This is a genomic window from Microbacterium sp. (assembly GCF_052099035.1).
Taxonomy (GTDB): Bacteria; Actinomycetota; Actinomycetes; order Actinomycetales; family Microbacteriaceae; genus Microbacterium.
Map to the genome: position 1 here is coordinate 36,376 of NZ_JBQDSX010000010.1, position 24,567 is coordinate 60,942.

The following is a 24,567-nucleotide window of genomic DNA, read 5'->3' on the forward strand; positions in this document are numbered from 1 at the left end:
TCGGGCGGGCCGGTTTTCCGGGCGTGGGATGGTTTTCCGGTCCCTGAGCCTGTCGCTGGGCCGGAAAAACAGCCCGCGCGCTCTATTCGCGACCGGAGAACGCGGCGGTGAGCTTGAACAGCCCGGAGTGGTCGAGACCTCCGTCGCCCTGCTGGACGGTCGAGCCGACGAGCTGTGCCACGTGCGCGCCGAGCGGGATGGTGATCCCGGCCTGGCGGGCGGCGGCGGTGATGATGCCCATGTCCTTGTTGTGCAGGGCGAGGCGGAAACCGGGGCCGAAGTCGCGGTCGAGCATCTTCTGACCCTTCTGGTCGAGCACCTTGGAGCCGGCGAGTCCTCCGCCGAGCACCTTGAGCGCAGCATCCGTGTCGACGCCGTACGCCTCGAGGAAGATGATCGCCTCGGCGAGCGCCTGGATGTTCACGGCGACGATGAGCTGGTTGGCGGCCTTGACGGTCTGGCCGGCGCCCGAGGGGCCGACGTGCACGATCGTCTTGCCGGCCTTCTCGAGGAACGGCAGGGCTGCGGCGAAGTCTTCGTCCGACCCGCCGACCATGATCGACAGGACCGCGTCGATCGCGCCCTGCTCACCACCCGAGACGGGGGCGTCGACGGTGCGGAGGCCTGCGGCCTGTGCCTCTTCGGCGAGTTCCTTGGCGACGTCGGGGCGGATGCTGGATGCATCGATCCACAGCGCCCCCTGCTTCGCACCGGCAAGGATGCCGTCGTCACCGCGGAGAGCGGCCGCGACATCCGGGGAGTCCGGGACCATCGTGATGATGACGTCGGCATCCTTCACGGCATCCGGGATGCTGCTCGCACCCTTACCGCCCGCGGCGACGAGCTCGTCGATGCGGTCCTGCGTGAGGTTGAAACCGGTGACGTCGTGTCCGGCGGAGATGAGGTTCTTGGCCATGGGCAGGCCCATGATGCCGAGGCCGATGACGGCGATGCTGGTCATGATGCTCCTTCTTCGTTTGCTGAGGTGAGCGCGTCTGCGGGGGTGAGCGCCCAGTCGAATGCGGTCTCGATCGGTGCCTTGTACTCCAGGCCGATGTAGCCGGTGTAGCCGAGCTCGCGGCTGCGGGCGATCCATGCGTCGAGCGGCAGTTCGCCGGTTCCGGGTGCGCCGCGGCCGGGGCTGTCGGCGATCTGGATGTGGCCGAACTTTCCGGCGTGCTCCTCGATGACGGCGGCGACATCGTCACCGTTGACAGCGAGGTGGTAGAAGTCCGCGAGGAGTGCGAGGTTGCTCGCACCGGTGCAGCTGTGGACGTGATCGATGACGTCCAGTGCCTGTGCGGCGGTGCGCAGCGGGTAGCGGTCGGCGCCGCTGACCGGCTCGATGAGCACGGTGCCGCCGATCTGTGCAACCGCTGCCGCCGCTTCGGCGAGGTTCTCGATGGCGACGGCATCCTGAGCCTGCGGGTCGATGCCGTCGATGCGGTTGCCGTAGAGGGCGTTGAAGCCCTTGGTGCCGAGCGCTTCGCCGATCGCGGTGACGACGGCGAGGTTGTCGCGGAACTCCTTGCCGCGTGCCGGCCACGACACCAGGCCGCGGTCGCCTGCGGGCATGTCGCCAGCGTTGAAGTTCAGTCCGCTCAGCTGCACGCCCGCGTTGCGGATCGCGGCGATGAACGCGTCGACTTCGGAGTCGAGCGGCACAGAGGTCGAGAACGGCCACCAGAACTCGACGGCGTCGAAGCCGGCCGCCTTGGCTGCGGCGGGCCGCTCGAGCAGCGGCAGCTCGGTCATGAGGATCGAGCAGTTCACGGTGTAGGTCATCGCGACTCCTTCGTCTGATTGTCTTCGTTTCCATCTTCCGCAATGCGGAATCTGTTTTCTGCTAGATGAAAGTGTACGAGACGATTGCGGAGGTGTCAACGGTTCGTCGGCTGGCGCGGTCGCTGGGGCGGTGGCGCGCGGGTGGCTCGGCGGTGCTTCCTCCCGATGCCAGAAGGGTTTCGCGGGTTTCCGCGGCCTGGGAGCCGGGAAACCCTTCTCGCCTGGTGACGTCGTCTGGGCAGGCCGGGCGCGGCGCGGCCGCCTCACACCCATGCCAACGGATGCCAGAAGGGTTTCGCGGGTGCGTACTCCTCCGGAGCCGGGAAACCCTTCTCGCCTGATGACGTCGCCTGGGCAGAGCGGGCGTGGCGCGGGCGCAGCGGGGCGCGACTCGTTCTCCACAGGTCGGCCGCACCGGTGAGTTGTGCACAGGGCGCGGTATTCGGGGGATGCCGGGGCGCGCAGCTGCGGCATCATCGACGGATGCGACATCGAGTCCGACTCCCCCGCCGCCTGGGCGAACGGTTCTCGGTGCGCAGCGCGGAGGCCGCAGGTATCCGCCCCGGCCGGTACAGCGCCCCCGATCTGCACCGGCCGTTCCGCGGCGTCCGATCGCTGGAGAAACCGGAGACCTTCGACGATTACGTCCGGTGTTACGTGCTTCGCCTGAAGCCGGGACAGCGTCTCGGCGGGTTCACGGCCGCGCGGGACTGGGGGATGCCCATGCCCACGGAATGGGACCCGTCTGAGCCGATCGACGTCATCGTCCCGTCATCGGGCGCGGTACCCAACGCAGCGGGAGTGAAGGGACGCCGGCTGCGCGATGGCCGCGCGGAGACCCGCATCCTCAAGGGACGCCCGGTCATCGATCCGGTGGCCACGCTGTTCACCTGCGCGAAAGATCTCACCGTCCCGCAGGCGATCACGATGATTGACGCACTGCTGACCACAGCATCCAACTATCCCGACCTGGGGCCGGGCAGGCCGATGGCCACGCGCGACGAGATCATCCGTCGCCTCGCGGAGTGGGGAAGGTTTCCGGGCAGCGGCACGATTCGCGCGGCCCTGCCCCATGCGCGCGACCTGGTCGAGTCGCCGAAAGAGACCGAGACCCGGCTCCTTCTCATCGCGAACGGGCTGCCGGAGCCGGTCATTCAACACGAGGTCTGGGCCGGCGGGGTATTGCTGGGGCGCACTGACCTCGCGTACCCGGAGTGGAAGATCGCGATCGAATACGAGGGTGACGGCCACCGCACCGACAAGGACCAGTGGCGCAAAGATATCCAGCGGCAGCGGTATCTCGAGAGCCAGGGGTGGATCGTCCTCCGCCTCACCCAAGCAGACCTCGAGGCGGAGGATCTGCTGATCACCAGCATCCACCGTGTTATCGCCGAGCGACGCGGCTGAGATCCTTCGGCGCGCACGTGAGCCGCTTAGTCGCGCGGCCTGCTCTGTGGCCTATGTCCCTCGCGGGCGATGCGAGAAGGTTTTCCCGGGCCCCCGCGCCACCCAGGCCGCGAAAACCTTCTGGCATCGCCGCCGCGGAGCGCAAGACTCGAAGCCGGTCATCACACGCCGTCGCCAGGCGACCTCCGACCGCCTGACCCGTATGCGAGAAGGTTTTCCCGCGCTCCCGCGCCACCGAGGCGGCGAAAACCTTCTGGCCCAACCCAATACGCGGCGCGGCGCGGGCGGGTAGGGCGAGGCCGGCTGGGCGGGACGCGCAACGCCGGACGCGCAACGCGGGACACGGACGCGCCCGGCGCCGGACGCGCAACGCAGACGCGCCCCGGGCCACCGCCCGCCGGCACCCAGCCTCAGGTCAAACGGATCTGGCGGTTCACGTCCTTGTACAGCAGGTACCGGAACACCCCGGGCCCGCCGGCGTAGCAAGCCTGCGGGCAGAACGCGCGCAGCCACATGAAGTCGCCGGCTTCCACCTCGACCCAGTCGTCGTTGAGGCGGTAGACGGCCTTGCCCTCAAGGACGAACAGTCCGTGCTCCATGACGTGCGTCTCCGCGAACGGGATCGAGCCGCCCGGTTTGAACGTCACGATGTTCACGTGCATGTCGTGCGCGAGATCGTCCGGGTCGACGAACCGGGTCGTCGCCCACGCCTCGTCCGTGTCGGGCATCGGACGAGGTGCAACCTCCTGGTCGCTCGTCACGAAGGATGCCGGAGCATCGATCCCGTCGACCTTCTCATAGGCCTTACGCACCCACTGGAACCCGACCGGTTCCGACCCGTCATTCCCAAGAGACCACGAAGCTCCAGGAGCGAGGAACGCATAGCCCCCGGCCGTGAGCACATGGCGCGTCCCGTCAAGCGTCAGCGTCAACTCCCCCGCCGTGACGAAGATCACGCTCTCGACACCCGCCTCCGGCTCAGGCCGTGACGACCCGCCTCCTGGCGCGATCTCGACGATCAACTGCGAGAACGTCGTCGCGAATCCCGCGATGGGACGTGCAATGATCCACGAACGCGTCCCGGTGAATCCGGGCAGGTTGCTCGTGACGATGTCGCGCAGCACCCCCTTCGGGATCACGGTGTACGCCTCTTTGACGATGGCGCGGTCAGTCAGCAGCTCGCGCTGGCCCGGCAGTCCGCCGGTCGGTGTGTAGTAGCTCATCAGATCTCCAGATAGATAGGTCAGGCGGCGAGCCGCGGATGCGCGAGCGCGGTCAACGCCGCAACGTCGACACCGATGGCCGAGCGGATTTCGTCATCGCCGATCGCGCCGCACTGCACGCCGCGCAGCACGAACCACGCGAGTGCGCGGGCGGTGGCCGGCTCGTCGAGCACCGCGCCCGGCGTCTTCGAAAGGTACGCGTTCAGGCGCGCAGCGGCCGAGTCGAACCCCTCGCGGTAGAACGCGTAGGTGGCCAGGTACCGGGTGGGCAGCTGGTGCGCGTGCATGTCCCAGCCCTGGAAGAATCCGCGCTCCAGCGACCGGCGCACGAGTCGCGCGTGCAGCGCCCACGCCTCTTCGGCACGGTCGCCGATGGGCAGGATGTTCGTCGATCCGTCGGACAGGCGGATGCCGGTACCGGCCACCGCCAGCTGCATGAGCTGCTTGGCGAGATCGGCGGCGGGATGCTCCATCGACTGATACGCGGCGGCGATGCCGAGCGAGGCGCTGTAGTCGTACGTGCCGTAGTGCAGGCTCGTGATGCGTCCCGCACCGGCGAGCGGAAGTTGCGCGAGCGGCGAAGCGCCCTCTGCTCCCAGCACCAGCTGCGGCGTCTCGACCTGCACCTCGAAGCAGATGCGACCAGCATCCAGCCCGTGCGCCCGCTCGAGCAGCGAGGCGACCTCGACCATGGCCTCGACCTGCGCAACCGTCGATACTTTCGGCAGCGTGAGGACGAGCCCGTCGGGCAGCCCGCCGAGGTCGACGAGAGTCCCGAGAAACTGGTCGAGCGTGCGTAGCCCGCGCTCGCGCGTCGGCTTTTCGAAGCATTTGAATCGGATGCCGATGAACGGCGGCGCCGTCCCCGCCGAGACAGCCTCGTGAACACGCGTGGCGGCGGTCACGGCATCCTGATCTTCGGTGTCCCCGCGATCGCCGTACCCATCCTCGAAGTCGAGGCGCAGATCTTCGATCGGCTCGCTCTCGAGCTTCGCGGCAACGCGTGCAGCGACCGAAGGGATCACGTCCGAGCGAATCCCGACCCGCGACGCGAGCGCCTCCAGTCCTCCGGCTTCGGATGCCGCGGCGAGCGCCGCCTGACCCCACCGAGCCGCGAGGTCAGGGGTGAAAGTATCGGCCGGAACGTAGACGGTGTGCACGGGCTGACGCGATCCGTCATCCCCCGGGTACGCGCGCTCGAGCAGGTCGTCGGTGCCGGCAAGCTGCGCAGCGATCCGCGCGCGATCGGCGTCGGTCAGCACCGCGCTCATGCAGCGACCTCGGCATCCGGCTCCACGATCAGATCGTATGCGGGCAGCGTCAGGAAGTCGACGTACTCCTCGTCGAGGCAGATGCGCGCGACGAGTTCGGCGGCGGGCTCGTAGTAGGCGGAGAAGGTCGCAGCATCCACGCTCTCGCGCAGCGAAGCGACCTCTTCGGCGAGCAGCCGCTCGACCAGTTCGGGCGTGACGGTGTTTCCGGTGTCGGCGAGGACGACCTCGTTGTGCACCTGCTGCCACACCTGCGAGCGCGAAATCTCGGCGGTCGCAGCATCCTCCATGAGATTGTTGATGGCGACGGCGCCGTTGCCGGTGAGCCAGACGGCGACGTACTGCACCGCGACGGCGAGGTTGTTGCGCAGGCCGGCCTCGGTGACGCGGCCGGGGGCGGATGCCACGTCCAGCAGATCCTCCGCCGACACAGACACTTCGGGGCGCTGACGATCAAGCTGGTTCGGACGATCGCCGAGCACGGCGTCGAACACCTCGCGGCACACTGGCACGAGGTCGGGGTGCGCAACCCACGACCCGTCGAAGCCGTCAGCGGCCTCGCGGCTCTTGTCGGCGCGCACCTTGTCGAAGGCTGCGGCCGTGGCCTCGGGGTCATTGCGGTTGGGGACGAATGCGGCCATGCCGCCGATCGCGAAGGCTCCGCGGCGGTGGCAGGTCTGAACGAGCAGCTCGGTGTACGCGCGCATGAACGGCGCGGTCATCGCGACGTCGGCGCGGTCGGGGATGATGAACTTCGCTCCGCGATCGCGGAAGACCTTGATCAGGCTGAAGAGGTAGTCCCAGCGACCGGCGTTGAGGCCCGAGGCGTGATCGCGCAGCTCGTAGAGGATCTCGTCCATCTCGAACGCGGCCGGGATCGTCTCGATGAGGACGGTCGCGCGGATCGTTCCCTGAGGGATGCCGAGGGCATCCTGCGCGTGGATGAAGATGTCGTTCCACAGTCGAGCCTCGAGGTGGCTCTCGAGCTTGGGCAGGTAGTAGTACGGGCCGTGTCCGTTCGCGATGAGCTGGCGGGCGGTGTGGAAGAAGTGCAACCCGAAGTCGACGAGAGAAGCGGAAACCTCACGGCCGTCGACGAGCAGGTGCCGGTCAGTCAGGTGCAGTCCGCGGGGGCGCGTGACGATAGTGGGACGCTGCACGTCGGTGCGGAGGGCGTAGGCCTTGCCAGCGGGCGACGTGTGGGCGAGGGTTCCGCGGGCGGCGTCGCGCAAGTTCTGGATGCCGGCGATGACGTTCTCCCACGTGGGGCCGGCGGCATCCTCCAGGTCGGCGAGCCAGACCTTCGCCTGGGAGTTGAGGGCGTTGATAGCCATCTTCGGGGGTGCGGCGGGGCCGGTGATCTCGACCCGGCGATCCTGCAGCGCAGAGGGGGCCTCGGCGACCTGCCAGTCGGCGGCACGGATCCCCGCGGTCTCGGGGAGGAAGTCGAGCGTGCCTCCTGCTGCGATCCGATCGCGGCGCTCGGTGCGGGCGGTCAGCAGTTCGCGGCGGCGCTCGTCAAATGTGCGCTGCAGGCCTGCGACGAAAGCGAGTGCTTCCGCACTGAGGATGTCGTCGGCATCCTCGATATGAGGCGCGCGGGTGATCTGGATCGAGCCGTCTGAGGTCTGGTTCGTCATTGAAAGGATCCTCTCGCATCCTGGAGTTGATTCTCCACTATACGGAAACTAGAAGACTCGCGCACCCCTGAATACGCAAAAGAGTGCCCCTCCGCAGAGGGGCACTCCTTATAACCTCGCTCAGAAAGCGAACGCGCCGCGGTTGACCGCCGCGTGCCCCTGCTTCATCACGAGCAGGATCTTGTCGTTGTCGGCGACCACGGAGATGTCCGCAAGCGGGTCACCAGCCACGACGACGATGTCGGCGATCTTGCCGGCTTCGATGGTGCCGAGGGTGTCATCCACACCGCAGCACTCGGCCGACGTCTTCGTGCCAGCCACGATCGCCTGCATCGGTGTCATTCCGCCGTACTGCACGAGCAGCGGCAGCTCCCCGAGGTTCGCGCCGTGATCGGGAACGAGGCCCGCGTCCGTGCCAACGGCGATCTTGATGCCGGCCGCGACCGACTTGGCGATCGACTCGTGCGCCATCGCGTGCCACTTCGCGCTCTTCGCCGCCGCCTGCGGGGTGGCTGTGTCGGGGTGGATCGTCTCCAGCAGAGTGGGGACCAGGAACTGACCGTTCTTGACCATCTGCTGACGCAGGTCATCATCAAGCTCATAGCCGTGCTCGACGCTGTGCACGCCTCCCTCGACCGCGGCGCGAATGCCCGCGTAGCCGATGGCGTGCGCAGCGACCGGAACGCCGCCGTACGCCTTGCCCTCTTCGACGACCGCGGAGACCATGTCGGTGCGGAAGCCCAGCCAGCCCGGTTCATCACTCATCGAGGTGACACCACCACTGGACGCGATCTTGATGACATCGACATGCTCACGCAGCAGCACGCGCGCTGCCTTGCGGGCCTCGTCGACCGAGTCGACCAGGTCGCCACCCACGAGCGTGGTGCCGTCGATACCCGACTTCAGGTGCCAGTCGGCGTGCCCGCCGGTCTGGCTGAGCATCCGATCTGCCACCAGCAGTCGCGGGCCCTCGATGATGCCGTACTCGACTGCGTTGCGCACGCCGACATCGACGCCCATGAGGTCGCGGACTGTCGTGACACCCGCTGCGAGCGTCTTCTTCAGACGCCCGATCATCTCGAAGTACCGGAACGACGGCGGAACCATCCCCTCCTGCATCGGCGAGCCACCGCTGGGGCCGGGGAGCGAGAGATGCACGTGCACGTCGAAGAAGCCCGGGGTGATCGTGTTCCCTCCGAGATCGACCTTGACAGGGTTCTTGGAGTCATCGACCGCAGGGGCATCAGCCGCTGCACCCGCCCAGGTGATCTTTCCGTCGTCGATCACGACCACGGCATCCGCGACGGGGTCGCCACCCGTACCATCGATGAGTTGAGCGTTGTGAAGGATCGTCGTAGCCATGATTACCGCAATTCTCCCGAGGTTTGATTTATGTCCTCAACCTAGGGGGACTTCACCCCCTAAAGCGATACGTGAAGCTCTGGATGTGCGTAATGGGCTAGCCTGACGGAGAAACATTTCCGCGATGCGGATAACGATGTTCGAACCGCGGGGAGAGGTACGGGAATGGCTGCAGGTTCCACGGACGGGGTGAAGTCCGTCACGCGCGTCTTCGATCTGCTCGAATTGATCGCGGATGCTGGCGGAGACGTCACTCTCAGCGAGCTGTCCGCCGCGGCCGAACTCCCCCTGCCAACGATCCACCGTCTGCTGCGCACCCTCGTCTCGCGCGGCTACGCGCGCCAGCTGCAGAACCGTCGCTACGCGCTCGGGCCGCGGCTCGTCCGCCTCGGCGAGGTCGCCAACCGCAAGTTCGGCCAAATTGCGATGCCGCAGCTGAAAGAACTCGTCGAGCGCCTCGGCGAGACCGCGAACCTCGCGACCATCGACGGCGATCGGGTCGTCTACATCTCGCAGGCGCCGTCCCCGCACGCCATGCGCATGTTCACCGAGGTCGGGCGGCGTTCGAACCTGCACTCCACGAGTGTCGGCAAGGCGATGCTCGCCGAGATGGATGACGCCAAGGTGCGCGAGATCGTCGCTCGTACGGGGATGCCGGCGAACACAGAGCACACCATCACGAACATCGACGCGCTGCTCGCCGACCTCGCCGCGACCCGTAAGCGCGGCTACGCGATCGACGACAACGAGCAGGAGATCGGCGTCCGCTGCTTCGCCGTCAGCGTTCCCGGCATGTCCGTTCCCACCGCTGTGTCCGTCTCCGGGCCCGTCGCCCGGGTCTCCGGCGACTTCGGCGACCGGGCGTTCCCCGTGATGAAAGACGTCGTCGCGGAGATCTCCGCTGCCGCCGCAGGCTGAGCGCAACCATCCGCTCAGTTCACTGCCGTCGCCGAACGCGGGTCATCCGAGGCGACGGCGCGTGCGATGTCATCTCGGACGAGTTCTGCGTTCAGGGCTCCAGCGACGAGAGACCCGAGCCCGAGTGAGACCGGGACATTGGCTCGGTCGTTCACGACGTTTCCTACGGCCCACACCCCAGGGACCGTTGTCCGGCCGTCGTCATTGATGTCGACCCACCTTGTCCCCCATTTGGGGGATTGCCGTCATCGATGACCTGTGATCGGCTGGACGCACAAGCATTCCACGGCCGATTTGGTCACACGATGATTGGAGATTGCATGCTGAAGCCAACCAGGCTTGCAGGAGCCGTCGCGCTGACAGCCGTTCTCATTGCGGGGCCCGCAGTGACCGCATCCGGAAGCGAACTGGATCGACCCGCCGCATCCACCGCTGAAACGAATTCGACCAGGATGGAAGCGCTGATTGACCGCGCTACCCCCTTCATTGCGGTCGCCGACGAACGTTTCGTGCTCGACACGAGTGCGGGCACTGTTCTCACAACGGAGGAGATCGACCAAGTGCGTTCTCTTCTTGCAGGAACTAACACTCAGCTTGATTCGCTCCAGAGCAAAGGGACGCCGCTCGTTCCAGTCATGACACCTCCGGGATCAACCGACAGCGATGAGATTCAGGCGTTCGCGTTCAAGGAAGGGGTCACCAAGGTGGAGGCCCACTGGTATGGCCTTCGTGTTTGGGCGTCCCGAACCACACTCGGAGTTGTGGGCGGCGGTGTCGGGATCGCCGGAATCTGGATCCCGGAGCCCATCGTTTCGAAGGTAGTCGCCACCATAGGCATCGCCGTTGGTACTTTCGCCCCCGGTGGGGTCGTATTCAACTACACACCGGTATCCGTTCCGGGCTTCCCCGCAGGGGCAGTCTGGGGAGTGGAATGGCAGTGATGAGAATAGGAGCTTCTAGATGAGTATTGGTCGCAAAGTAGCCCTCACCGTCCTAGCGATCGCCGTGATCGCCGTAGCAATTCTTCTCAGCCCAGAGCTGCTTTGGGTCAAGATCTTGCTGGGTGTTCTGTTCCTGGTCGTTCTGTTCTGGCCGACTTCTCTTGGCTCCAAGAGCAGAAGTGAATCAACCCGTCGATAGTTAGGGAGATTAAGTACACGATCCACAACGCGGCGGTCAGCTCGCATCATCGGAGGGAGGCTCCAGTTGCAGACGCAACTGGAGCCTCCCTCCTTTCCAGCAGTCCCGCAGCCACACTTGACCGCACTCGATGCTCGGCATATCATTTCCATGGAACAGAATAGTGTTTCCGAATAACGGAAATAGGACAATCTGTTTGGCCCCCACCCGGCATCGTCGGGCGCCTAGACTCGCATCATTGGATCCGGATCGGCGCCCGCTCCCCGCAGCACCGCCGGATCTGAGGAGATCTACATGAATGACATCGCCGTCACAGTCAACGGAGAACGACGCGCTCTCGCCGGCACCGCCACACACAGCACAGCGCTCGACTGGCTACGGGCCACTGGCCTGCCCGGCAGCAAGGAAGGCTGCGCTGAGGGAGAGTGCGGAGCGTGCGCGATCCTGCTCGCGACCCCCGACAAGGACGGCGGCACCACCTGGACTGCGGCCAACGCGTGCCTCATCCCCGTCTACGCCCTCGACGGTCAGGAGATCGTCACCTCCGAAGGCCTCGGCTCGCGCGATGACCTGCATCCTGTGCAGGAGAAGCTCGCCGAAGCAGGCGGCTCGCAGTGCGGGTACTGCACTCCGGGCTTCGCATGCAGCATGGCCGGGGAGTACTACCGCAAGGGGCGTGCGGGAGCGGATGCTGACGCATCCGACCATGAAGACGGATGCCCCGCACACGACGCCGAGCACGGCCCGAACGGCTTCGACCTGCACGCGCTGAGCGGCAACCTCTGCCGCTGCACGGGCTACCGTCCGATTCGGGATGCCGCGTACACGCTCGGCTCCCCCACTGACGACGACCCGATGCGCCAGCGCATGGACCAGCCGGCCCCCGCTGCTGTGGCCACGGACACGACGATCGACGGCGCACGCTTCGTCCGCCCGCAGACTCTCACTGACACCCTGCAGCTGCTGCAGGACGAGCCCGACGCATTGCTCGTCGCCGGCTCCACCGACTGGGGCGTCGAGGTCAACATCCGTGGCTCGCGCGCGCCCTTCGTCGTCGCGATCGAGCAGCTCGACGAGCTGCGCACTCTCACCGAGACCGACGACTACGTCGAGATCGGCGCCGCGCTTCCGCTCTCTGAGATCGAACGCCGCCTCGATGGCCGCATCCCCCTGCTCGCGCAGCTGCTCCCGCAGTTCGCCTCTCACCTGATCCGCAACCGCGCCACGATGGGCGGAAATCTCGGCACCGGCTCCCCCATCGGCGACACCCCGCCGGCGCTCCTCGCTCTCGGGGCCCGCCTGGTGCTGGCATCCGTCCGCGGCGAGCGCGAAGTCGAACTCTCCGAGTACTTCACCGGCTACCGGCAGACGATCCGCGAGAAGGATGAGCTGATCCGCGCCATCCGCATTCCCCTGCCGCTGGCCACGACGACAGCGTTCCACAAGATCGCGAAGCGTCGTTTCGATGACATCTCCAGCGTCGCCATCGGTTTCGCCCTCGATATCGAGGACGGCACCGTCACCGCCGCAAAGATCGGCCTGGGCGGCGTCGCCGCCACTCCACTGCGCGCCGTGGCCACAGAGAAAGCGCTGGTCGGCCAGCCCTGGAGCATCCAGACCATCAAGCGGGCATCCGAGATCCTGCGCGCCGAAGGCACGCCGATGTCGGACCACCGCGCGAGCTCGGACTACCGCTCGCACATGCTCGGCACATCGCTGCTGAAGTTCTACAGCACGACCGTCATCGAATCGAAGGAGGTGTCGGCATGAGCGCTCTCGCCGATCGTCCCCAGAACCCCGTCGTCGGAAAGCCTGCGCCGCACGAGAGTGCCGCGCTGCATGTCACCGGCGCCGCGATGTACACCGACGACCTCGCCGCACAGACCGCTGGCGTCCTCACCGCGTGGCCGGTGCAGTCCACGAACGCTCACGCTCGCGTCACGATCGACGTGTCCGGTGCCTACGAGGTGCCCGGTGTCGTGCGCGTACTCACCGCCGCGGATGTCCCCGGCGTCAATGACGCGGGCATCAAGCACGACGAACCGCTTTTCCCCGATGAGGCGATGTTCTACGGGCACGCACTCGTCTGGGTGCTCGGCGAAACGCAGGAGGCCGCGCGCCTCGGGGCTGCCGCCGTCACCGTCGAGTACGAACCGCTTCCGTCGCTGATCACCGTGCAGGATGCCGTCGATGCCGGCTCCTTCCAGGGCATCGCGCGCACGGTCGAGCGAGGCGACGCAGCATCCGCCCTTGCGAAATCCGCGCACGTCTTCGAAGGCGTGAGCGAGTTCGGCGGGCAGGAGCACTTCTACCTCGAGACGCAGGCGGCCCTCGCGATCCGCGACTCCGAGGGTCAGTACTTCGTGGAGAGCTCGACGCAGCATCCATCCGAGGCGCAGGAGATCGTCGCGCACGTGCTGAACGTCCCCTCCAACGAGGTGACCGTGCAGTCGCTGCGCATGGGCGGGGCCTTCGGCGGCAAGGAGATGCAGTCGCACGGGTTCGCGGCCATCGCAGCCCTCGGCGCCAAGCTCACCGGCCGTCCGGTGCGCTTGCGCCTGAACCGCACGCAGGACATCACGATGACCGGCAAGCGGCACCCCTTCCACATCTCGTGGAAGGTCGGCCTCGACGACAACGGCCTGCTGCAGGGACTGGAATGCGTCCTCACCTGCGATGGCGGATGGAGCCTCGACCTCTCCGAGCCCGTGCTCGGCCGGGCGCTGTGCCACCTCGACAACTCGTACTGGATCCCCAACGTGCACGCGCACGGCCGGATCGCCAAGACGAACAAGACCTCGAACACCGCATTCCGCGGATTCGGCGGACCGCAGGGCGTCTACCTCATCGAGGACATCCTCGGCCGCGTCGCCCCGGCGCTCGGAATCGACCCGCTGGAGCTGCGCGAGAAGAACTTCTACCAGCCGGGTCAGTCCACCCCGTACGGCCAGCTCGTGAAGGATGCTGATCGCCTGGACTCCATCTGGAACCAGCTGCGCGACGAGGCCGACATCGATGCCCGCCGCGCGGAGATCGCCTCGTTCAACGAGAGCAGCGCCCACGTCAAGCGCGCGCTCACGATGACCCCGGTGAAATTCGGCATCTCGTTCAACTTCGCAGCCTTCAACCAGGCGGGCGCCCTCGTGCACGTCTACAAGGACGGCTCGGTGCTCATCAACCACGGCGGCACCGAGATGGGCCAGGGCCTGCACACGAAGATGCTGCAGGTCGCGGCGACCGCGCTCGGGCTCGAACTGCACCAGGTGCGACTCGCCCCCACGCGTACGGACAAGGTGCCGAATACGTCGGCGACTGCGGCATCCTCTGGTGCCGACCTCAACGGCGGTGCCGTGAAGAACGCGTGCGAGCAGATCCGCGAGCGGATGGCCGCGGTCGCGGGGCGCCTGCTGAACGCCGATGAGCGCGATGTGCGCTTCTCGGGCGGACTCATCACTGCGCTCGGCAACACGACGCAAGCGCTGACGTTCGCCGAGGTGGCCGAGGCCGCGTACCTGCAGCGCGTACAACTGTTCGCTGCCGGTTACTACCGCACCGAGGGTCTGCACTGGAACCCCGAGATCATGCAGGGATCGCCGTTCAAGTACTTCGCGTACGGCTGCGCTGCCAGCGAGGTCGAGGTCGACGAGTTCACGGGTGCGTACCGCATCCGGCGCGTGGATATCGTCCATGACGTCGGTGACTCGCTCTCCCCCATGCTCGACATCGGACAGATCGAGGGCGCGTACGTGCAGGGCGTCGGATGGCTCACTCTCGAGGAGCTGCGCTGGGACGAGTCGGATGGTCCGAACCGCGGGCGCCTGCAGACCCAGTCAGCGTCGACGTATAAACTGCCGAGCTTCTCGGAGATGCCTGAGGAGTTCACCGTGCGCCTCTTTGAAAATGCCCGCGAGGACGGCGCGGTCTACGGCTCAAAGGCCGTCGGTGAGCCGCCGTTCATGCTCGCCTTCAGCGCCCGCGAGGCGATCCGTGAGGCTGTTGCGGAGTTCGGTCCCGCAGGTCACATAGTCGACCTCGGTTCTCCTGCGACGCCGGAGGCGGTGTTCTGGGCAGTACAAGCGGCACAGGATGCGGCATCCGCCGACGTTCCTGAGCGCGAGCTCGCGCCCGCCACCTGAGGACATCATGGACTGGCTCGATGCCCTGCAGCGGCTGCGCGCCGAGCGCACCGCCGCCGTGCTCGTGACGATGGTCACCGTGCGCGGGCATGCGCCGCGCAACGGTGGCGCCAAGATGGTCGTGTCGGCGGATGCCGCATTCGGCACCGTCGGCGGCGGAAACCTCGAGGCGACGGCGACACAGAAGGCGCGTGAGCTCATCGCCTCCGGGTCGGCGGAGCCTTCCCTTCTCACGCTGACATTGAGCGACAAGGCGACGGTCGAGTACGGCGTGCAATGCTGCGGAGGAGAGGTCACCATGCTGCTGGAACCCGTCAGAGTCGTCCCGTCCGTGGCGGTGTTCGGCATCGGCCATGTCGGCATCGAACTCGCGCGCATCCTCTCCCGGCATGAGCTCGACCTGTACCTCGTCGACTCGCGGGCCTCGATGCTCGAGCCTTCACGCCTCGCGGTTCTGGATGACGCGGTCGCGCGGGTGCACGTCGTGCACGCGCCGGTGCCGGAGTCGGCACTCGCGGATCTGCCGGCCGGTGCGCATGTGCTGGTGATGACGCACGACCACGTCGAGGACCTCGCGATCGTCGACCAGGCGCTGCGCGCCGACGGACTCGGGTCGATCGGGCTCATCGGATCGGCATCGAAGTGGGCGCGGTTCCGCAAGAAGCTCACCGAGCTCGGCCAGAACGAGGATGCTCTCGCCAGAGTCACCACGCCCATCGGCGTCCCGGAGGTCACCGGAAAGCAACCAGCCGTCATCGCCGTGAGCGTCAGTGCGCGCATTCTGCAGCTGATCGACGAGGCTGCTGTTGAGGAGGGTGCCAGTGCCGAAGTCGCGGGTGCTGGGGTCGCGGGTGTCGAGGTTGCGGGTGAGTGAGGCGCGCAGCGCGCTGGTGACCGGCGCGGGATCCGGCATCGGGCGTGCGATCACGCTCGCGCTGCTCGCCGCGGGGTTCACCGTGACGCTCGCCGGACGGCGCGCGGATGCGCTCGATGAGACGATCGCGCTGGCGACTCTCTCGAATCCGGATGCTGTCGCTCTTGCTGTGCCCGCCGATGTCACCGAGTCGGCGCAGGTGGATTCGCTGTTCGCCGCGCATGCGGCGCGCTTCGGACGACTCGATGTGCTCATCAACAATGCCGGTGTGTTCGGTCCCAGCGCGAACGTCGGGAATCTGCGGCTCGAGGAGTGGGAGCGCACCTGGGCCGTGAATGTCACCGGAGCGGTGCTGTGCGCCGGGGCGGCGCTCCGGCAGATGCGTGCGCAGCATCCGCAGGGTGGGCGCATCATCAACAACGGATCAATCTCGGCGCAGACGCCGCGGCCGCTGTCGGCCGCGTACACGACGACGAAGCACGCGATCGCGGGGCTCACGAAGTCGATCGAACTCGATGGGCGCGCACACGGGATCACGGCGACTCAGCTCGACATCGGCAACGCTCGCACCGACCTCATCGACGCCATTGTCGGCGACGGCGTGCTGCAGGCCGACGGTTCGCGGCGCCCCGAGCCTGCGTTCGATGTGGCGCACGTTGCATCCCTCGTCGCAGGCGTCGCGTCGCTTCCCGCGGACGTGAGCGTCCCCCAGCTCACGGTCACCGCCGCCGGCATGCCCTTCATCGGCCGCGGCTGACCCGCGCGCCCGCGCTCCCCTACTTGGCGCCGAGGCCCCCGGTGGGCATCCACGCCCCCGCGCAGCGACGTAAATCAGGAGGGGCGTCGGCGACCAGAGGGGGCCTCGGCGACTACGGTCGCGCGCGGCCAGCTATCCGGGCGCGTGCGAGCGTCCGCGATCGCGCAGCCCGAGGAACGCGAGCGGCAGCGTCAGCAGCGACAGGGCGGTGGCGGCCAGAAGTGCGGGCGGGAACGCGAACGCAGCAGCGAGCGCTCCAACGACCATGGCGCCGAGACCGGTACCAGCGTCGAACCCGATGTTCCACACGGCGCTCGCGACGACGTGGTCCCGCCGGGGCACGGCCTCGAATGCGACGCCGAGGGTGAGGTTCTGCAGTGCTCCGTAGGCGATTCCGACCAGGGCCATGCCTGCCAGCAGCGCGGCAGTGCGTCCGGCATCCGCCACGGACCACGCGATCAACGCCATTCCGACCACCGTGACGATGACGAACGGCCACATGATTCGTCCCGCACCGACACGATCAGCGAGATGGCCCACACCCCAGCGCGACAGCGCTGCGAGCCCGGTAAGCAGCAGTAGTCCGAGCATCGCATCGAGGGCTGAGACTCCGAACTGCGGAACGAACGTGATGAGTGCTCCGCCGGCAAGGGTCACGCCGAGCAGCAGAAGCATCGGGGGAAGGAGACCGAGATAGCGGCGCATTCCGCGATGTGCGTGCTCCGGCTCGGGATGCGGGGGCAGAGCATCCAACCTCCGACCGAGCGGCACGGCGAAGGCGATTCCGATCACCGGCGCCGTGGCGAGGGCGAAGACCAGCCATACCCCGAGATGTTCAGCCAGCCACGGCGCTACGGACAGCAGCAGCACCTGGGGGCCCGCGATGCCAAGACCGAACGCACCAATGGCGCGACCGCGCCGGGCGGGTTCGACGAGCTCGGCGACAGCACTGCTGCCGCACACGGTGAGCACCGCGAATCCCGCACCGCGCACGGCTGCGAGCGCGAGGATTGGAAGCAGCGCGTCCGAGAGGAGGTGTGCGAGGGACGGTGCGCCGAGCAGGAAGAGTCCGGTGACGAGCACGGGCGTCCACCCGAACCGGCGGATCGCCGTGGGGACGAACAGCTGCACGAGCACGGTGAACAGCATGAAGACGCCGGTGACAGCGCCGACTCCAGCCTCGTCCGCTCCCCCACGCGCCGCCCACAGCGGGGCGATCGGCATGAGCAGCGCGTATCCGGAGAATCCAGCGACGACCATCCCGATGAGGGCGGGCATGCCCGGCTCCCGCCAGACCGAGGTTTGCTGCATCCGTTCATCCTTTCATCCGTGCGACCGCCGCCCAGCATCCTTCTATGCCAGAAGGTTTTCCTCGCTCCCAACGCGACAGGACCCGCGAAACCCCTCCCGCATCCCGGGAAGAGTCCGTCGCAAGCACCCGCACCGCGTCGCCACGCCCACACACGACCGTGCCCGGCGCCGCACAGGGCGACGCCGGGCACGAGAATCCGGGCACGAGGGCCAAGCCGGGCTAGCCGGCGAGCATGGCCTCGATCGGTCCGCGCACGAAGTACAGGGCGAAGCCGACGGCGACGACCCACAGCAGCCAGTGCACCTTGCGGGCGCGTCCGGAGAGTGCGTTGATGAGCGCCCAGGAGACGAAGCCGATGCCGATGCCGTTGGCGATCGAGTAGGTCAGCGGCATGGTGACGATCGTGAGGAACGCCGGCAGTGCCACGGAGAACTTCGTGAAGTTGATCTCCTTGATCTGCGCCATCATCATCGCACCGACGACGACCAGAGCAGCTGATCCGACCTCGATCGGCACGGTCAGCGTCAGCGGGGTGAAGAACATCGACAGCAGGAACAGCACGCCGACAGTGAGGGATGCGAGCCCGGTTCGGGCGCCCTCCCCGATGCCGGCGGCACTGTCGACGTAGACGGTGGCCGACGAGGACGAGGTGCCACCACCCGCGATGGCGCCGATGCCCTCGACGACGAATGCCGAGCGCAGGCGGGGGAAGGTGCCGTCCTTGTGCGCGAGACCGGCATTCTTCGCGAGACCGGTCATCGTGCCCATGGCGTCGAAGAAGTTCGTGAAGACCAGGGTGAAGACGAGCATCGTCGCCGACAGGATGCCGATGCGGCCGAAGGCGCCGAACAGATCGAACTGACCGACGAGGCCGAAGTCGGGGATGGTGAGGATCGCCGAAGGCAGTTCGGGGATCGTCATGTGCCAGCCGCCGGGGCTCTCCGCGCTCGATCCGAGCTGCAGCATCGCCTGGGCGATGATCGCGACGATCGTCGAGACGACGATGCCGATGAGGATTGCTCCGGGCACCCTGCGTGCGACCAGCACACCGATGAGCACGAGTGCGAAGAGGAAGATCAGTGTCGGCACGGACGCGATCGAACCGCCCTCACCGAGCTGCACGGGCGGACCGCCCGGGGTGCGGTTGACGAAGCCGGAGTCCACGAACCCGATGAAGGCGATGAACAGACCGATGCCGACGGTGATCGCAGCCTTGAGCGGACGCGGGATCGCCCGGAAGATCGCAGTGCGCGCTCCGGTGGCTCCCAGCAGCACGATGATGACACCGTTGATGATCACCAGGCCCATGGCCTCTTGCCAGGTGACGTTGCCGACGACGGCGACGGCGAGGAAGGAGTTGATGCCCAGGCCCGCGGCGAGCGCGAACGGCATCTTGGCGACGAGGCCGAACAGGATCGTGATGACTCCGGCGGTGAGGCCGGTGGCAGCGCCGATCTGCGCGGGGTCGAGTGAGTGGTTCTCAACGTCGGCGACGCCGCCGAGGATCAGGGGGTTGAGGATCACGATGTAGGCCATCGTGACGAAGGTGACAATTCCGCCTCGGATCTCGCGGGAGATCGTGGATCCCCGCTTCGTGATCTCGAAGAAGCGGTCGAGTTTGCTGACCTTCAAATCGGGTTCCGGGGTGTCCGCATCTTCGCGGACGGTGGCGGTTTGAGACATCTTTGTTCTCTCCTGCTCTGAGGGGTGCTGTGTGTTGCGGTGCGTGTCAGTACTCTGTGCGGGTGGTGAGGGTCGTCCATTCGGTGAAGGGTGCGACGCGCTGCACGGGCGGCAGCGTCTCCTGGGCGACCGGCATGATGGTCCGGTCGCTGTCCTCGCCTTCGAAGTAGCGGTAGAAGACGGCGTCATCGAAGCCGGCGTCCGCGGCGTCGTAGCGGTTCGCCGCGAAGTACACTCGATCGATCCGCGCCCACAGCGATGTGGCCAAGCACATCGGGCAGGGCTCGCAGCTGGTATAGAGGACGGCTCCGCTGAGGTCGAATGTTCCCAGCTGCTTGCAAGCGTTGCGGATCGCCGACACCTCGGCGTGCGCCGAGGGGTCAAGGTCTGCCGTGACGCGGTTCACTCCTTCGAAGACCTGGCCGTCGGCGGAGACGACCACAGCCCCGAACGGGCCACCTTCATTGCGAACGTTCTCTGTGGCGATCTCGATGGCGTGGGCGAGGTGCTCTGCCGCTGCCGGATCGGTGTCACCCTGAGCGACGTACGAGGCTGTCGTGGTTCCAGTGGAGTCCATGGGAGAGCTTCCTTGCTTCTTCTCGGTGTTCACAGGCCGATTCGGGTGCCCTGCTGGGGTCTTGAACGGCGAGAACGACGATAACAGCGAAAGGGCCCCGCGTCCACACTTTTCGGAATAACTATTCCGCACTGTGAGAATGTTGGTTACAGATCCGCAGTTACGGAGATATAGTCATTTTTATGACGCATTTTCGGATTAGTGAAGCGGCCGAGTTGGTGGGTGTCAGCGATGACACCGTGCGGCGCTGGGTGCAGATCGGTGTCCTGTCGCTGAATCACGACGCATCCGGCGTGCAGGTCGTCGACGGTGCGGAACTCGCCACCCACACCAAGACAATGTCCGTCGATCCCGCCGATGTCGGACATGTCCGCAGCAGTGCGCGCAACCGCTTCGTAGGACTCGTGACCAAGGTCGACATCGACGGGCTGATGGCACAGGTCGAGCTCCAGAGCGGCCCGCACCGCATCGTGTCGCTCATGTCGGCCGAGGCCGCGCGCGATCTGCGGTTGGAAGTCGGCTCCAAGGGCGTCGCCGTCATCAAGGCGACCATGGTCATTCTCGAAACAGAAAAGGAACCCTCCGCATGAGGCTCTCCCCCATCCGCGCGGTCGCGGCTCTCGCCATCACCGCGGCTCTCGCCCTGACCGGATGCGCCGCAAGTCCCGCAGATCCCGCAGATTCCGAGGCGACCGCGGTGCCGGTATCGCCCACGGGCCTGAGCGGCGAGCTCACGATCTTCGCCGCAGCATCCCTCTCGGGCGCCTTCGACCAGCTCGCCGCGGATTTCGAGGCGGAGAACCCCGAGGTCGATGTGCGGGCGGTCACGTATGACGGCTCATCCGTGCTCGCGACCCAGATCATCGAGGGCGCCGAGGTCGACGTGTTCGCCTCCGCCGACGAGCGCAACATGGCCAAGGTCACCGATGCCGGTCTCGCCGACGGCGCGGAGCCCTTCGCCACGAACACGCTCGAAATCGCCGTCGCGCCGGGCAACCCGCTCAGCATCGACGGACTCGATGCGCTGACGGACGACGCTGGCGACGAGCCGCTGACCGTCGTGCTGTGCGCGGCGGAGGTCCCGTGCGGCAACGCCTCGAAGACGTTGATCGAGGCGGCCGGAATCACGATCACGCCCGCCAGCGAGGAGCAGAACGTCACCGCCGTGCTCTCGAAAGTGAAGTCGGGTGAGGCGGATGCCGGACTCGTCTACCGCACGGACGTCAGCGCTGCCGGCCACGAGGTCCAAGGCGTGGAGATCGCGAACGCGGATGACGCGGTCAATGTGTATCCGCTCGTGTCGCTCGCCGACGCACCGAGCCCCGAGCTCGCAAGCGCCTTCGTCGAGTATGTGCTCTCCCCCGCCGGTCAGAAGGTCCTCGAGTCGTTCGGGTTCGGAGCCCCGTGACCCAGACCAGCCTTCAGCCTCCCCTGCTCCGGCCGTCGCGGTCGGTGCAGGGGAGGCTCCCCGCGTGGCTACTGGTGCCGGCGATCATCGGCGCCGTGCTGCTGGTGCTGCCGTTCATCGCGCTGCTCACCCGCCTGCAGTGGTCGGAGATGGTCACGGCCATCACCTCTCCCGAGGCGCAGCAGGCGCTCGGCCTCTCGCTACTGACCGCGACCATCGCCACGCTCATCTGCGTCGTGCTGGGGATTCCGCTGGCGATGCTCATCGCCCGCGCCTCGAACGGGCTGGCCGCCGTGCTGCGCACGCTCACCACGCTCCCCCTCGTGCTTCCGCCTCTCGTCGGCGGCATCGCCCTGCTCGCCCTGCTCGGGCGCAACGGTCTGCTCGGCGGTACCCTCGCCGTGCTCGGGATGCGTATCCCGTTCACCACCACCGCCGTCGTCATCGCCCAGGCGTTCGTCGCCCTGCCCTTCCTGGTGATCTCCGTCGAGGGATCCCTGCGCACGATCGACACCGGCCATGAGCGCGTCGCCGCGAGTCTCGGCGCGAGCCGGATGACGGTGTTCCGCCGTGTCACGCTGCCACTCGCCGCCCCCGGCATCCTTGCCGGCACCGTCTTGTGCTTCGCCAGGGCGCTGGGCGAGTTCGGCGCCACGGCGCTGTTCGCCGGCAACGCCCCCGGCGTGACCCGCACCATGCCACTGGCGATCTACACCGCGTTCAACGGCGCCGGAGTTCGCGAGGACACCGCCATCGCCCTCTCGCTCATGCTCATCCTCGTCGCGATCGCTGTCCTCGTTCTCATGCGCGGGTGGCGCCCGGGAGCGATGCGATGACGGGCGACGCAGCGATGACGGGCGGCACAGCGGATCTCGTCGTCGACGTCCACGCACAGGTCGGTGGGTTCGACCTCAAAAGTGCCGTGCGTGCCGCGCCCGGTGAGATCCTCGCGATCCTCGGGCCCAACGGCGCCGGCAAGTCGACACTTCTCGGTGCGATCGCCGGTCACGTCCGCGACGTGACCGGCACGATCCGACTCGGCAACGTCGAGCTGCACGCGCCAAGCGGCCTGCGCGTGCCACCCGAGCACCGCCGAGTCGGACTGCTCGGCCAGCGCTCGCTTTTGTTTCCGCACCTATCGGTGCTCGAGAACATCGCCTTCGGACCGCGCGCGCAGGGCGTCAGGCGGGCGGATGCTCGCGCTCAAGCCCTGCGCCTGCTCGACGAGGTCGGTCTTGCCGGTTTCGGTGACCGGCGTCCGTCGCAGTTGTCGGGCGGTCAGCAGCAGCGGGCCGCGATCGCGCGGGCCCTTGCGGCTGACCCGGGCGCCCTGCTCCTGGATGAGCCGTTCTCGGGGCTCGATGCGCAGACCGCCGCACAGGCGCGGCGTCTCATCGCCGAACTGCGCAACCGGCGCGGCATCCCGATGATTCTCGTGACCCACGACGTCGTCGATGCCGTCGTGCTCGCCGAGCGCACCACCGTCCTGGAGGACGGCGCCGTCGTGCAGGAGGGCACGACGCGTGATGTTCTCGGCCACCCCGGATCGGCGTTCGTCGCCGCTCTCGCCGGGGTCAATCTCGTCACCGGCCGCGCGGATGCTGCTGGCGGACTCGTGCACCTCGGCGCCGGGGGGCCGCCGCTGGTATTCCCGAGTCGGCCGGTCGCGCGCGCCGGTGACGAATTGACGGCGGCCTTCGCCCCTGGCGCGGTCCGCGTCCGGACCCTGGATGCCGCGGCAACCGACCCTGCCCTGATCGAGTGGACCGGCACCGTGCAGTCGCTTGAGCCGATCCCCGGCGGCATCCGGATCACGTGCGTCGAGTACCCCGACATCGCCGTGGACTGCTCGTCGTCTGCCGCGGTCGGAATCGGCGTGCAGCCGGGAGCTCGCCTGTCGTTCGCCCTCTCCCCCGCCGACACCTCGGTGCGCCCAGCCGCCTGACTGGTGCTACCGTTCCTCTCGAAGGAGGTATCGGTGATGTCCACTGACGCAGACCGCGTAGAGCCGCAGCGCTCCAAGGCGCGACAGCTGCCGTCGCTCGGTCTCGTGGACCGTTTCGACCGTCCGATGCGCGACCTTCGCATCTCGGTCACCGATCGGTGCAACTTCCGCTGCGTCTACTGCATGCCGAAAAAGGTATTTGGTCGAGACTATTCATTCCTTGATCGGAATGAACTGCTCAGTTTCGAAGAGATCGAGCGCGTTGCACGCATCTCCGCCGCCCACGGCGTGCGCAAGATCCGTCTCACCGGCGGCGAACCGCTGCTGCGTCGCGGCATCGAGGGCCTCATCGAACGACTCGCTGCGCTCCGCACCCCCGAGGGCGAGCGGCTCGAGATCGCACTGACCACGAACGGGTCGGCTCTCGCCGTGAAGGCCGCAGCTCTCAAGGCTGCGGGCCTTGACCGCGTGACGGTATCGATCGATTCCCTCGACGACGAGCTGTTCCAGAGCATCAACGATGTGCGCTTTCCGGTGTCGCGCGTGCTCGATGGGATCGACGCCGCCCACCAGGCCGGGCTCGGCCCCATCAAATTGAACATGGTCGTCAAGCGCGGTGTGAACGACGGCGAGATCCTCGATATGGCCGCCCATTTCAAGGACACGCCCTTCACGCTGCGGTTCATCGAGTTCATGGACGTCGGCACGACCAACGGCTGGTCACTCGATGAGGTCGTTCCCTCATCGGAGATCATCGAACGCATCGGCGCCGTGTTCCCCCTCGAGCAGATCGCACCGGTCGTCCCGGGAGAGGTCGCCAAGCGGTGGCGCTATCGTGACGGCGGCGGCGAGGTCGGCGTCATCTCCTCCGTGACGAATGCCTTCTGCGGCACATGCAACCGTGCGCGCATCTCGACCGAGGGAAAACTCTTCACGTGCCTCTTCGCCGACGAAGGACACGACCTGCGCGCCCTGCTGCGCGGTGGCGCCGATGATGCCGAACTCGCCTCGGCGATGGCATCCATCTGGGGCGCGCGCGATGACCGCTATTCCGAGATCCGTTCCGAACTCACCCCGGGTCTGCGCCAGGCGCGCAACCGCATCGAGATGAGCTACATCGGCGGCTGAG

General features: G+C 67.1%; 22 protein-coding genes. 12 read left to right on the plus strand and 10 right to left on the minus strand.

The window, feature by feature from the left end; all coding sequences use genetic code 11:
- Positions 1-82: 82 nt before the first annotated feature.
- Entirely contained in the window at positions 83-961 is an 879-nt protein-coding gene (locus ACTIAO_RS05015; protein WP_441905168.1) for a 2-hydroxy-3-oxopropionate reductase, read from the minus strand.
- The gene (locus ACTIAO_RS05020; RefSeq protein ID WP_441905169.1) at positions 958-1,785 is read right to left on the minus strand and encodes a hydroxypyruvate isomerase family protein; all 828 of its coding nucleotides are present in this window, start codon (positions 1,783-1,785) and stop codon (positions 958-960) included. The genes ACTIAO_RS05015 and ACTIAO_RS05020 overlap by 4 nt, the downstream gene beginning before the upstream one ends.
- 483 nt (positions 1,786-2,268) lie before the next feature.
- Here ACTIAO_RS05020 and ACTIAO_RS05025 point away from each other — a divergent pair, with 483 nt between their 5' ends.
- The gene (locus tag ACTIAO_RS05025) at positions 2,269-3,192 is read left to right on the plus strand and encodes an endonuclease domain-containing protein (RefSeq protein WP_441905170.1); all 924 of its coding nucleotides are present in this window, start codon (positions 2,269-2,271) and stop codon (positions 3,190-3,192) included.
- 410 nt (positions 3,193-3,602) lie between these two features.
- Here the strand turns inward: ACTIAO_RS05025 and ACTIAO_RS05030 are convergent, their stop codons facing one another.
- The 4 genes from ACTIAO_RS05030 to ACTIAO_RS05045 all read right to left on the minus strand — a co-directional run bounded on the left by ACTIAO_RS05030 (position 3,603) and on the right by ACTIAO_RS05045 (position 8,688).
- A complete protein-coding gene (locus ACTIAO_RS05030; protein WP_441905216.1) occupies positions 3,603-4,418 on the minus strand; it encodes a bifunctional allantoicase/(S)-ureidoglycine aminohydrolase in 816 nt (271 codons plus the stop codon).
- A gap of 17 nt (positions 4,419-4,435) precedes the next feature.
- Positions 4,436-5,686: a DUF6986 family protein gene (locus ACTIAO_RS05035; protein WP_441905171.1), complete on the minus strand. Its 1,251-nt coding sequence runs from the start codon at positions 5,684-5,686 to the stop codon at positions 4,436-4,438.
- Positions 5,683-7,326 (minus strand): malate synthase A, encoded by a 1,644-nt coding sequence (gene aceB, locus ACTIAO_RS05040; protein ID WP_441905172.1) that lies wholly within the window; start codon positions 7,324-7,326, stop codon positions 5,683-5,685. The genes ACTIAO_RS05035 and aceB overlap by 4 nt, the downstream gene beginning before the upstream one ends.
- Before the next feature lie 120 nt (positions 7,327-7,446).
- Positions 7,447-8,688 (minus strand): amidohydrolase family protein, encoded by a 1,242-nt coding sequence (locus ACTIAO_RS05045; RefSeq protein ID WP_441905173.1) that lies wholly within the window; start codon positions 8,686-8,688, stop codon positions 7,447-7,449.
- Between the two features lie 165 nt (positions 8,689-8,853).
- Here ACTIAO_RS05045 and ACTIAO_RS05050 point away from each other — a divergent pair, with 165 nt between their 5' ends.
- Positions 8,854-9,606, plus strand: a complete 753-nt coding sequence (locus ACTIAO_RS05050; protein ID WP_441905174.1) for an IclR family transcriptional regulator — start codon at positions 8,854-8,856, stop codon at positions 9,604-9,606.
- Between the two features lie 14 nt (positions 9,607-9,620).
- Here the strand turns inward: ACTIAO_RS05050 and ACTIAO_RS05055 are convergent, their stop codons facing one another.
- Complete coding sequence (locus tag ACTIAO_RS05055) at positions 9,621-9,761, minus strand: hypothetical protein (protein WP_441905175.1); 141 nt, start codon at positions 9,759-9,761, stop codon at positions 9,621-9,623.
- Positions 9,762-9,926: 165 nt separating this feature from the next.
- Here ACTIAO_RS05055 and ACTIAO_RS05060 point away from each other — a divergent pair, with 165 nt between their 5' ends.
- The 5 genes from ACTIAO_RS05060 to ACTIAO_RS05080 all read left to right on the plus strand — a co-directional run bounded on the left by ACTIAO_RS05060 (position 9,927) and on the right by ACTIAO_RS05080 (position 16,513).
- Positions 9,927-10,547: a hypothetical protein gene (locus ACTIAO_RS05060; protein ID WP_441905176.1), complete on the plus strand. Its 621-nt coding sequence runs from the start codon at positions 9,927-9,929 to the stop codon at positions 10,545-10,547.
- 493 nt (positions 10,548-11,040) lie between these two features.
- Positions 11,041-12,516 carry a xanthine dehydrogenase small subunit gene (locus ACTIAO_RS05065; RefSeq protein WP_441905177.1) on the plus strand — a complete coding sequence of 492 codons (1,476 nt, stop codon included), beginning with the start codon at positions 11,041-11,043 and terminating at the stop codon, positions 12,514-12,516.
- On the plus strand, positions 12,513-14,882 hold the full coding sequence (gene xdhB, locus ACTIAO_RS05070) for a xanthine dehydrogenase molybdopterin binding subunit (protein WP_441905178.1): 2,370 nt from the start codon (positions 12,513-12,515) through the stop codon (positions 14,880-14,882). Before ACTIAO_RS05065 ends, xdhB begins: the two co-directional genes overlap by 4 nt.
- A gap of 7 nt (positions 14,883-14,889) precedes the next feature.
- Positions 14,890-15,756 (plus strand): xanthine dehydrogenase accessory protein XdhC, encoded by an 867-nt coding sequence (gene xdhC, locus ACTIAO_RS05075; protein ID WP_441905179.1) that lies wholly within the window; start codon positions 14,890-14,892, stop codon positions 15,754-15,756.
- The gene (locus tag ACTIAO_RS05080; protein WP_441905180.1) at positions 15,749-16,513 is read left to right on the plus strand and encodes an SDR family oxidoreductase; all 765 of its coding nucleotides are present in this window, start codon (positions 15,749-15,751) and stop codon (positions 16,511-16,513) included. The genes xdhC and ACTIAO_RS05080 overlap by 8 nt, the downstream gene beginning before the upstream one ends.
- A 132-nt stretch (positions 16,514-16,645) precedes the next feature.
- Here ACTIAO_RS05080 and ACTIAO_RS05085 read toward each other — a convergent pair whose 3' ends face one another.
- The 3 genes from ACTIAO_RS05085 to ACTIAO_RS05095 all read right to left on the minus strand — a co-directional run bounded on the left by ACTIAO_RS05085 (position 16,646) and on the right by ACTIAO_RS05095 (position 20,085).
- Positions 16,646-17,824 carry an MFS transporter gene (locus ACTIAO_RS05085; protein WP_441905181.1) on the minus strand — a complete coding sequence of 393 codons (1,179 nt, stop codon included), beginning with the start codon at positions 17,822-17,824 and terminating at the stop codon, positions 16,646-16,648.
- A gap of 220 nt (positions 17,825-18,044) precedes the next feature.
- A complete protein-coding gene (locus tag ACTIAO_RS05090; protein WP_441905183.1) occupies positions 18,045-19,508 on the minus strand; it encodes an NCS2 family permease in 1,464 nt (487 codons plus the stop codon).
- A 46-nt stretch (positions 19,509-19,554) separates the two neighbouring features.
- The gene (locus tag ACTIAO_RS05095; protein ID WP_441905184.1) at positions 19,555-20,085 is read right to left on the minus strand and encodes a nucleoside deaminase; all 531 of its coding nucleotides are present in this window, start codon (positions 20,083-20,085) and stop codon (positions 19,555-19,557) included.
- Positions 20,086-20,267: 182 nt separating this feature from the next.
- Here ACTIAO_RS05095 and ACTIAO_RS05100 point away from each other — a divergent pair, with 182 nt between their 5' ends.
- From ACTIAO_RS05100 to moaA, 5 genes are read left to right on the plus strand one after another with little or no spacing between them, the layout of a single operon-like run.
- Positions 20,268-20,675, plus strand: a complete 408-nt coding sequence (locus ACTIAO_RS05100; protein WP_441905185.1) for a TOBE domain-containing protein — start codon at positions 20,268-20,270, stop codon at positions 20,673-20,675.
- Entirely contained in the window at positions 20,672-21,493 is an 822-nt protein-coding gene (gene modA, locus ACTIAO_RS05105; protein WP_441905186.1) for a molybdate ABC transporter substrate-binding protein, read from the plus strand. The genes ACTIAO_RS05100 and modA overlap by 4 nt, the downstream gene beginning before the upstream one ends.
- Complete coding sequence (locus tag ACTIAO_RS05110) at positions 21,490-22,329, plus strand: ABC transporter permease (RefSeq protein ID WP_441905187.1); 840 nt, start codon at positions 21,490-21,492, stop codon at positions 22,327-22,329. The genes modA and ACTIAO_RS05110 overlap by 4 nt, the downstream gene beginning before the upstream one ends.
- A complete protein-coding gene (locus ACTIAO_RS05115; protein ID WP_441905188.1) occupies positions 22,326-23,438 on the plus strand; it encodes an ABC transporter ATP-binding protein in 1,113 nt (370 codons plus the stop codon). Before ACTIAO_RS05110 ends, ACTIAO_RS05115 begins: the two co-directional genes overlap by 4 nt.
- A gap of 36 nt (positions 23,439-23,474) precedes the next feature.
- On the plus strand, positions 23,475-24,566 hold the full coding sequence (gene moaA / locus ACTIAO_RS05120) for a GTP 3',8-cyclase MoaA (RefSeq protein WP_441905217.1): 1,092 nt from the start codon (positions 23,475-23,477) through the stop codon (positions 24,564-24,566).
- Position 24,567 lies beyond the last annotated feature (1 nt).

Excerpts from the sequence above, each read along its gene's own strand:
- ACTIAO_RS05015 (WP_441905168.1), bottom strand. The coding sequence starts at position 961 with ATGACCAGCATCGCCGTCATCGGCCTCGGCATCATGGGCCTGCCCATG.
- xdhC (WP_441905179.1), top strand. The coding sequence starts at position 14,890 with ATGGACTGGCTCGATGCCCTGCAGCGGCTGCGCGCCGAGCGCACCGCC.
- ACTIAO_RS05115 (WP_441905188.1), top strand. The coding sequence starts at position 22,326 with ATGACGGGCGACGCAGCGATGACGGGCGGCACAGCGGATCTCGTCGTC.
- ACTIAO_RS05020 (WP_441905169.1), bottom strand. The coding sequence starts at position 1,785 with ATGACCTACACCGTGAACTGCTCGATCCTCATGACCGAGCTGCCGCTG.
- ACTIAO_RS05045 (WP_441905173.1), bottom strand. The coding sequence starts at position 8,688 with ATGGCTACGACGATCCTTCACAACGCTCAACTCATCGATGGTACGGGT.
- ACTIAO_RS05065 (WP_441905177.1), top strand. The coding sequence starts at position 11,041 with ATGAATGACATCGCCGTCACAGTCAACGGAGAACGACGCGCTCTCGCC.
- aceB (WP_441905172.1), bottom strand. The coding sequence starts at position 7,326 with ATGACGAACCAGACCTCAGACGGCTCGATCCAGATCACCCGCGCGCCT.
- ACTIAO_RS05060 (WP_441905176.1), top strand. The coding sequence starts at position 9,927 with ATGCTGAAGCCAACCAGGCTTGCAGGAGCCGTCGCGCTGACAGCCGTT.
- ACTIAO_RS05095 (WP_441905184.1), bottom strand. The coding sequence starts at position 20,085 with ATGGACTCCACTGGAACCACGACAGCCTCGTACGTCGCTCAGGGTGAC.
- ACTIAO_RS05085 (WP_441905181.1), bottom strand. The coding sequence starts at position 17,824 with ATGCAGCAAACCTCGGTCTGGCGGGAGCCGGGCATGCCCGCCCTCATC.
- ACTIAO_RS05050 (WP_441905174.1), top strand. The coding sequence starts at position 8,854 with ATGGCTGCAGGTTCCACGGACGGGGTGAAGTCCGTCACGCGCGTCTTC.
- ACTIAO_RS05025 (WP_441905170.1), top strand. The coding sequence starts at position 2,269 with ATGCGACATCGAGTCCGACTCCCCCGCCGCCTGGGCGAACGGTTCTCG.
- xdhB (WP_441905178.1), top strand. The coding sequence starts at position 12,513 with ATGAGCGCTCTCGCCGATCGTCCCCAGAACCCCGTCGTCGGAAAGCCT.
- modA (WP_441905186.1), top strand. The coding sequence starts at position 20,672 with ATGAGGCTCTCCCCCATCCGCGCGGTCGCGGCTCTCGCCATCACCGCG.
- ACTIAO_RS05100 (WP_441905185.1), top strand. The coding sequence starts at position 20,268 with ATGACGCATTTTCGGATTAGTGAAGCGGCCGAGTTGGTGGGTGTCAGC.
- ACTIAO_RS05090 (WP_441905183.1), bottom strand. The coding sequence starts at position 19,508 with ATGTCTCAAACCGCCACCGTCCGCGAAGATGCGGACACCCCGGAACCC.
- ACTIAO_RS05035 (WP_441905171.1), bottom strand. The coding sequence starts at position 5,686 with ATGAGCGCGGTGCTGACCGACGCCGATCGCGCGCGGATCGCTGCGCAG.
- moaA (WP_441905217.1), top strand. The coding sequence starts at position 23,475 with ATGTCCACTGACGCAGACCGCGTAGAGCCGCAGCGCTCCAAGGCGCGA.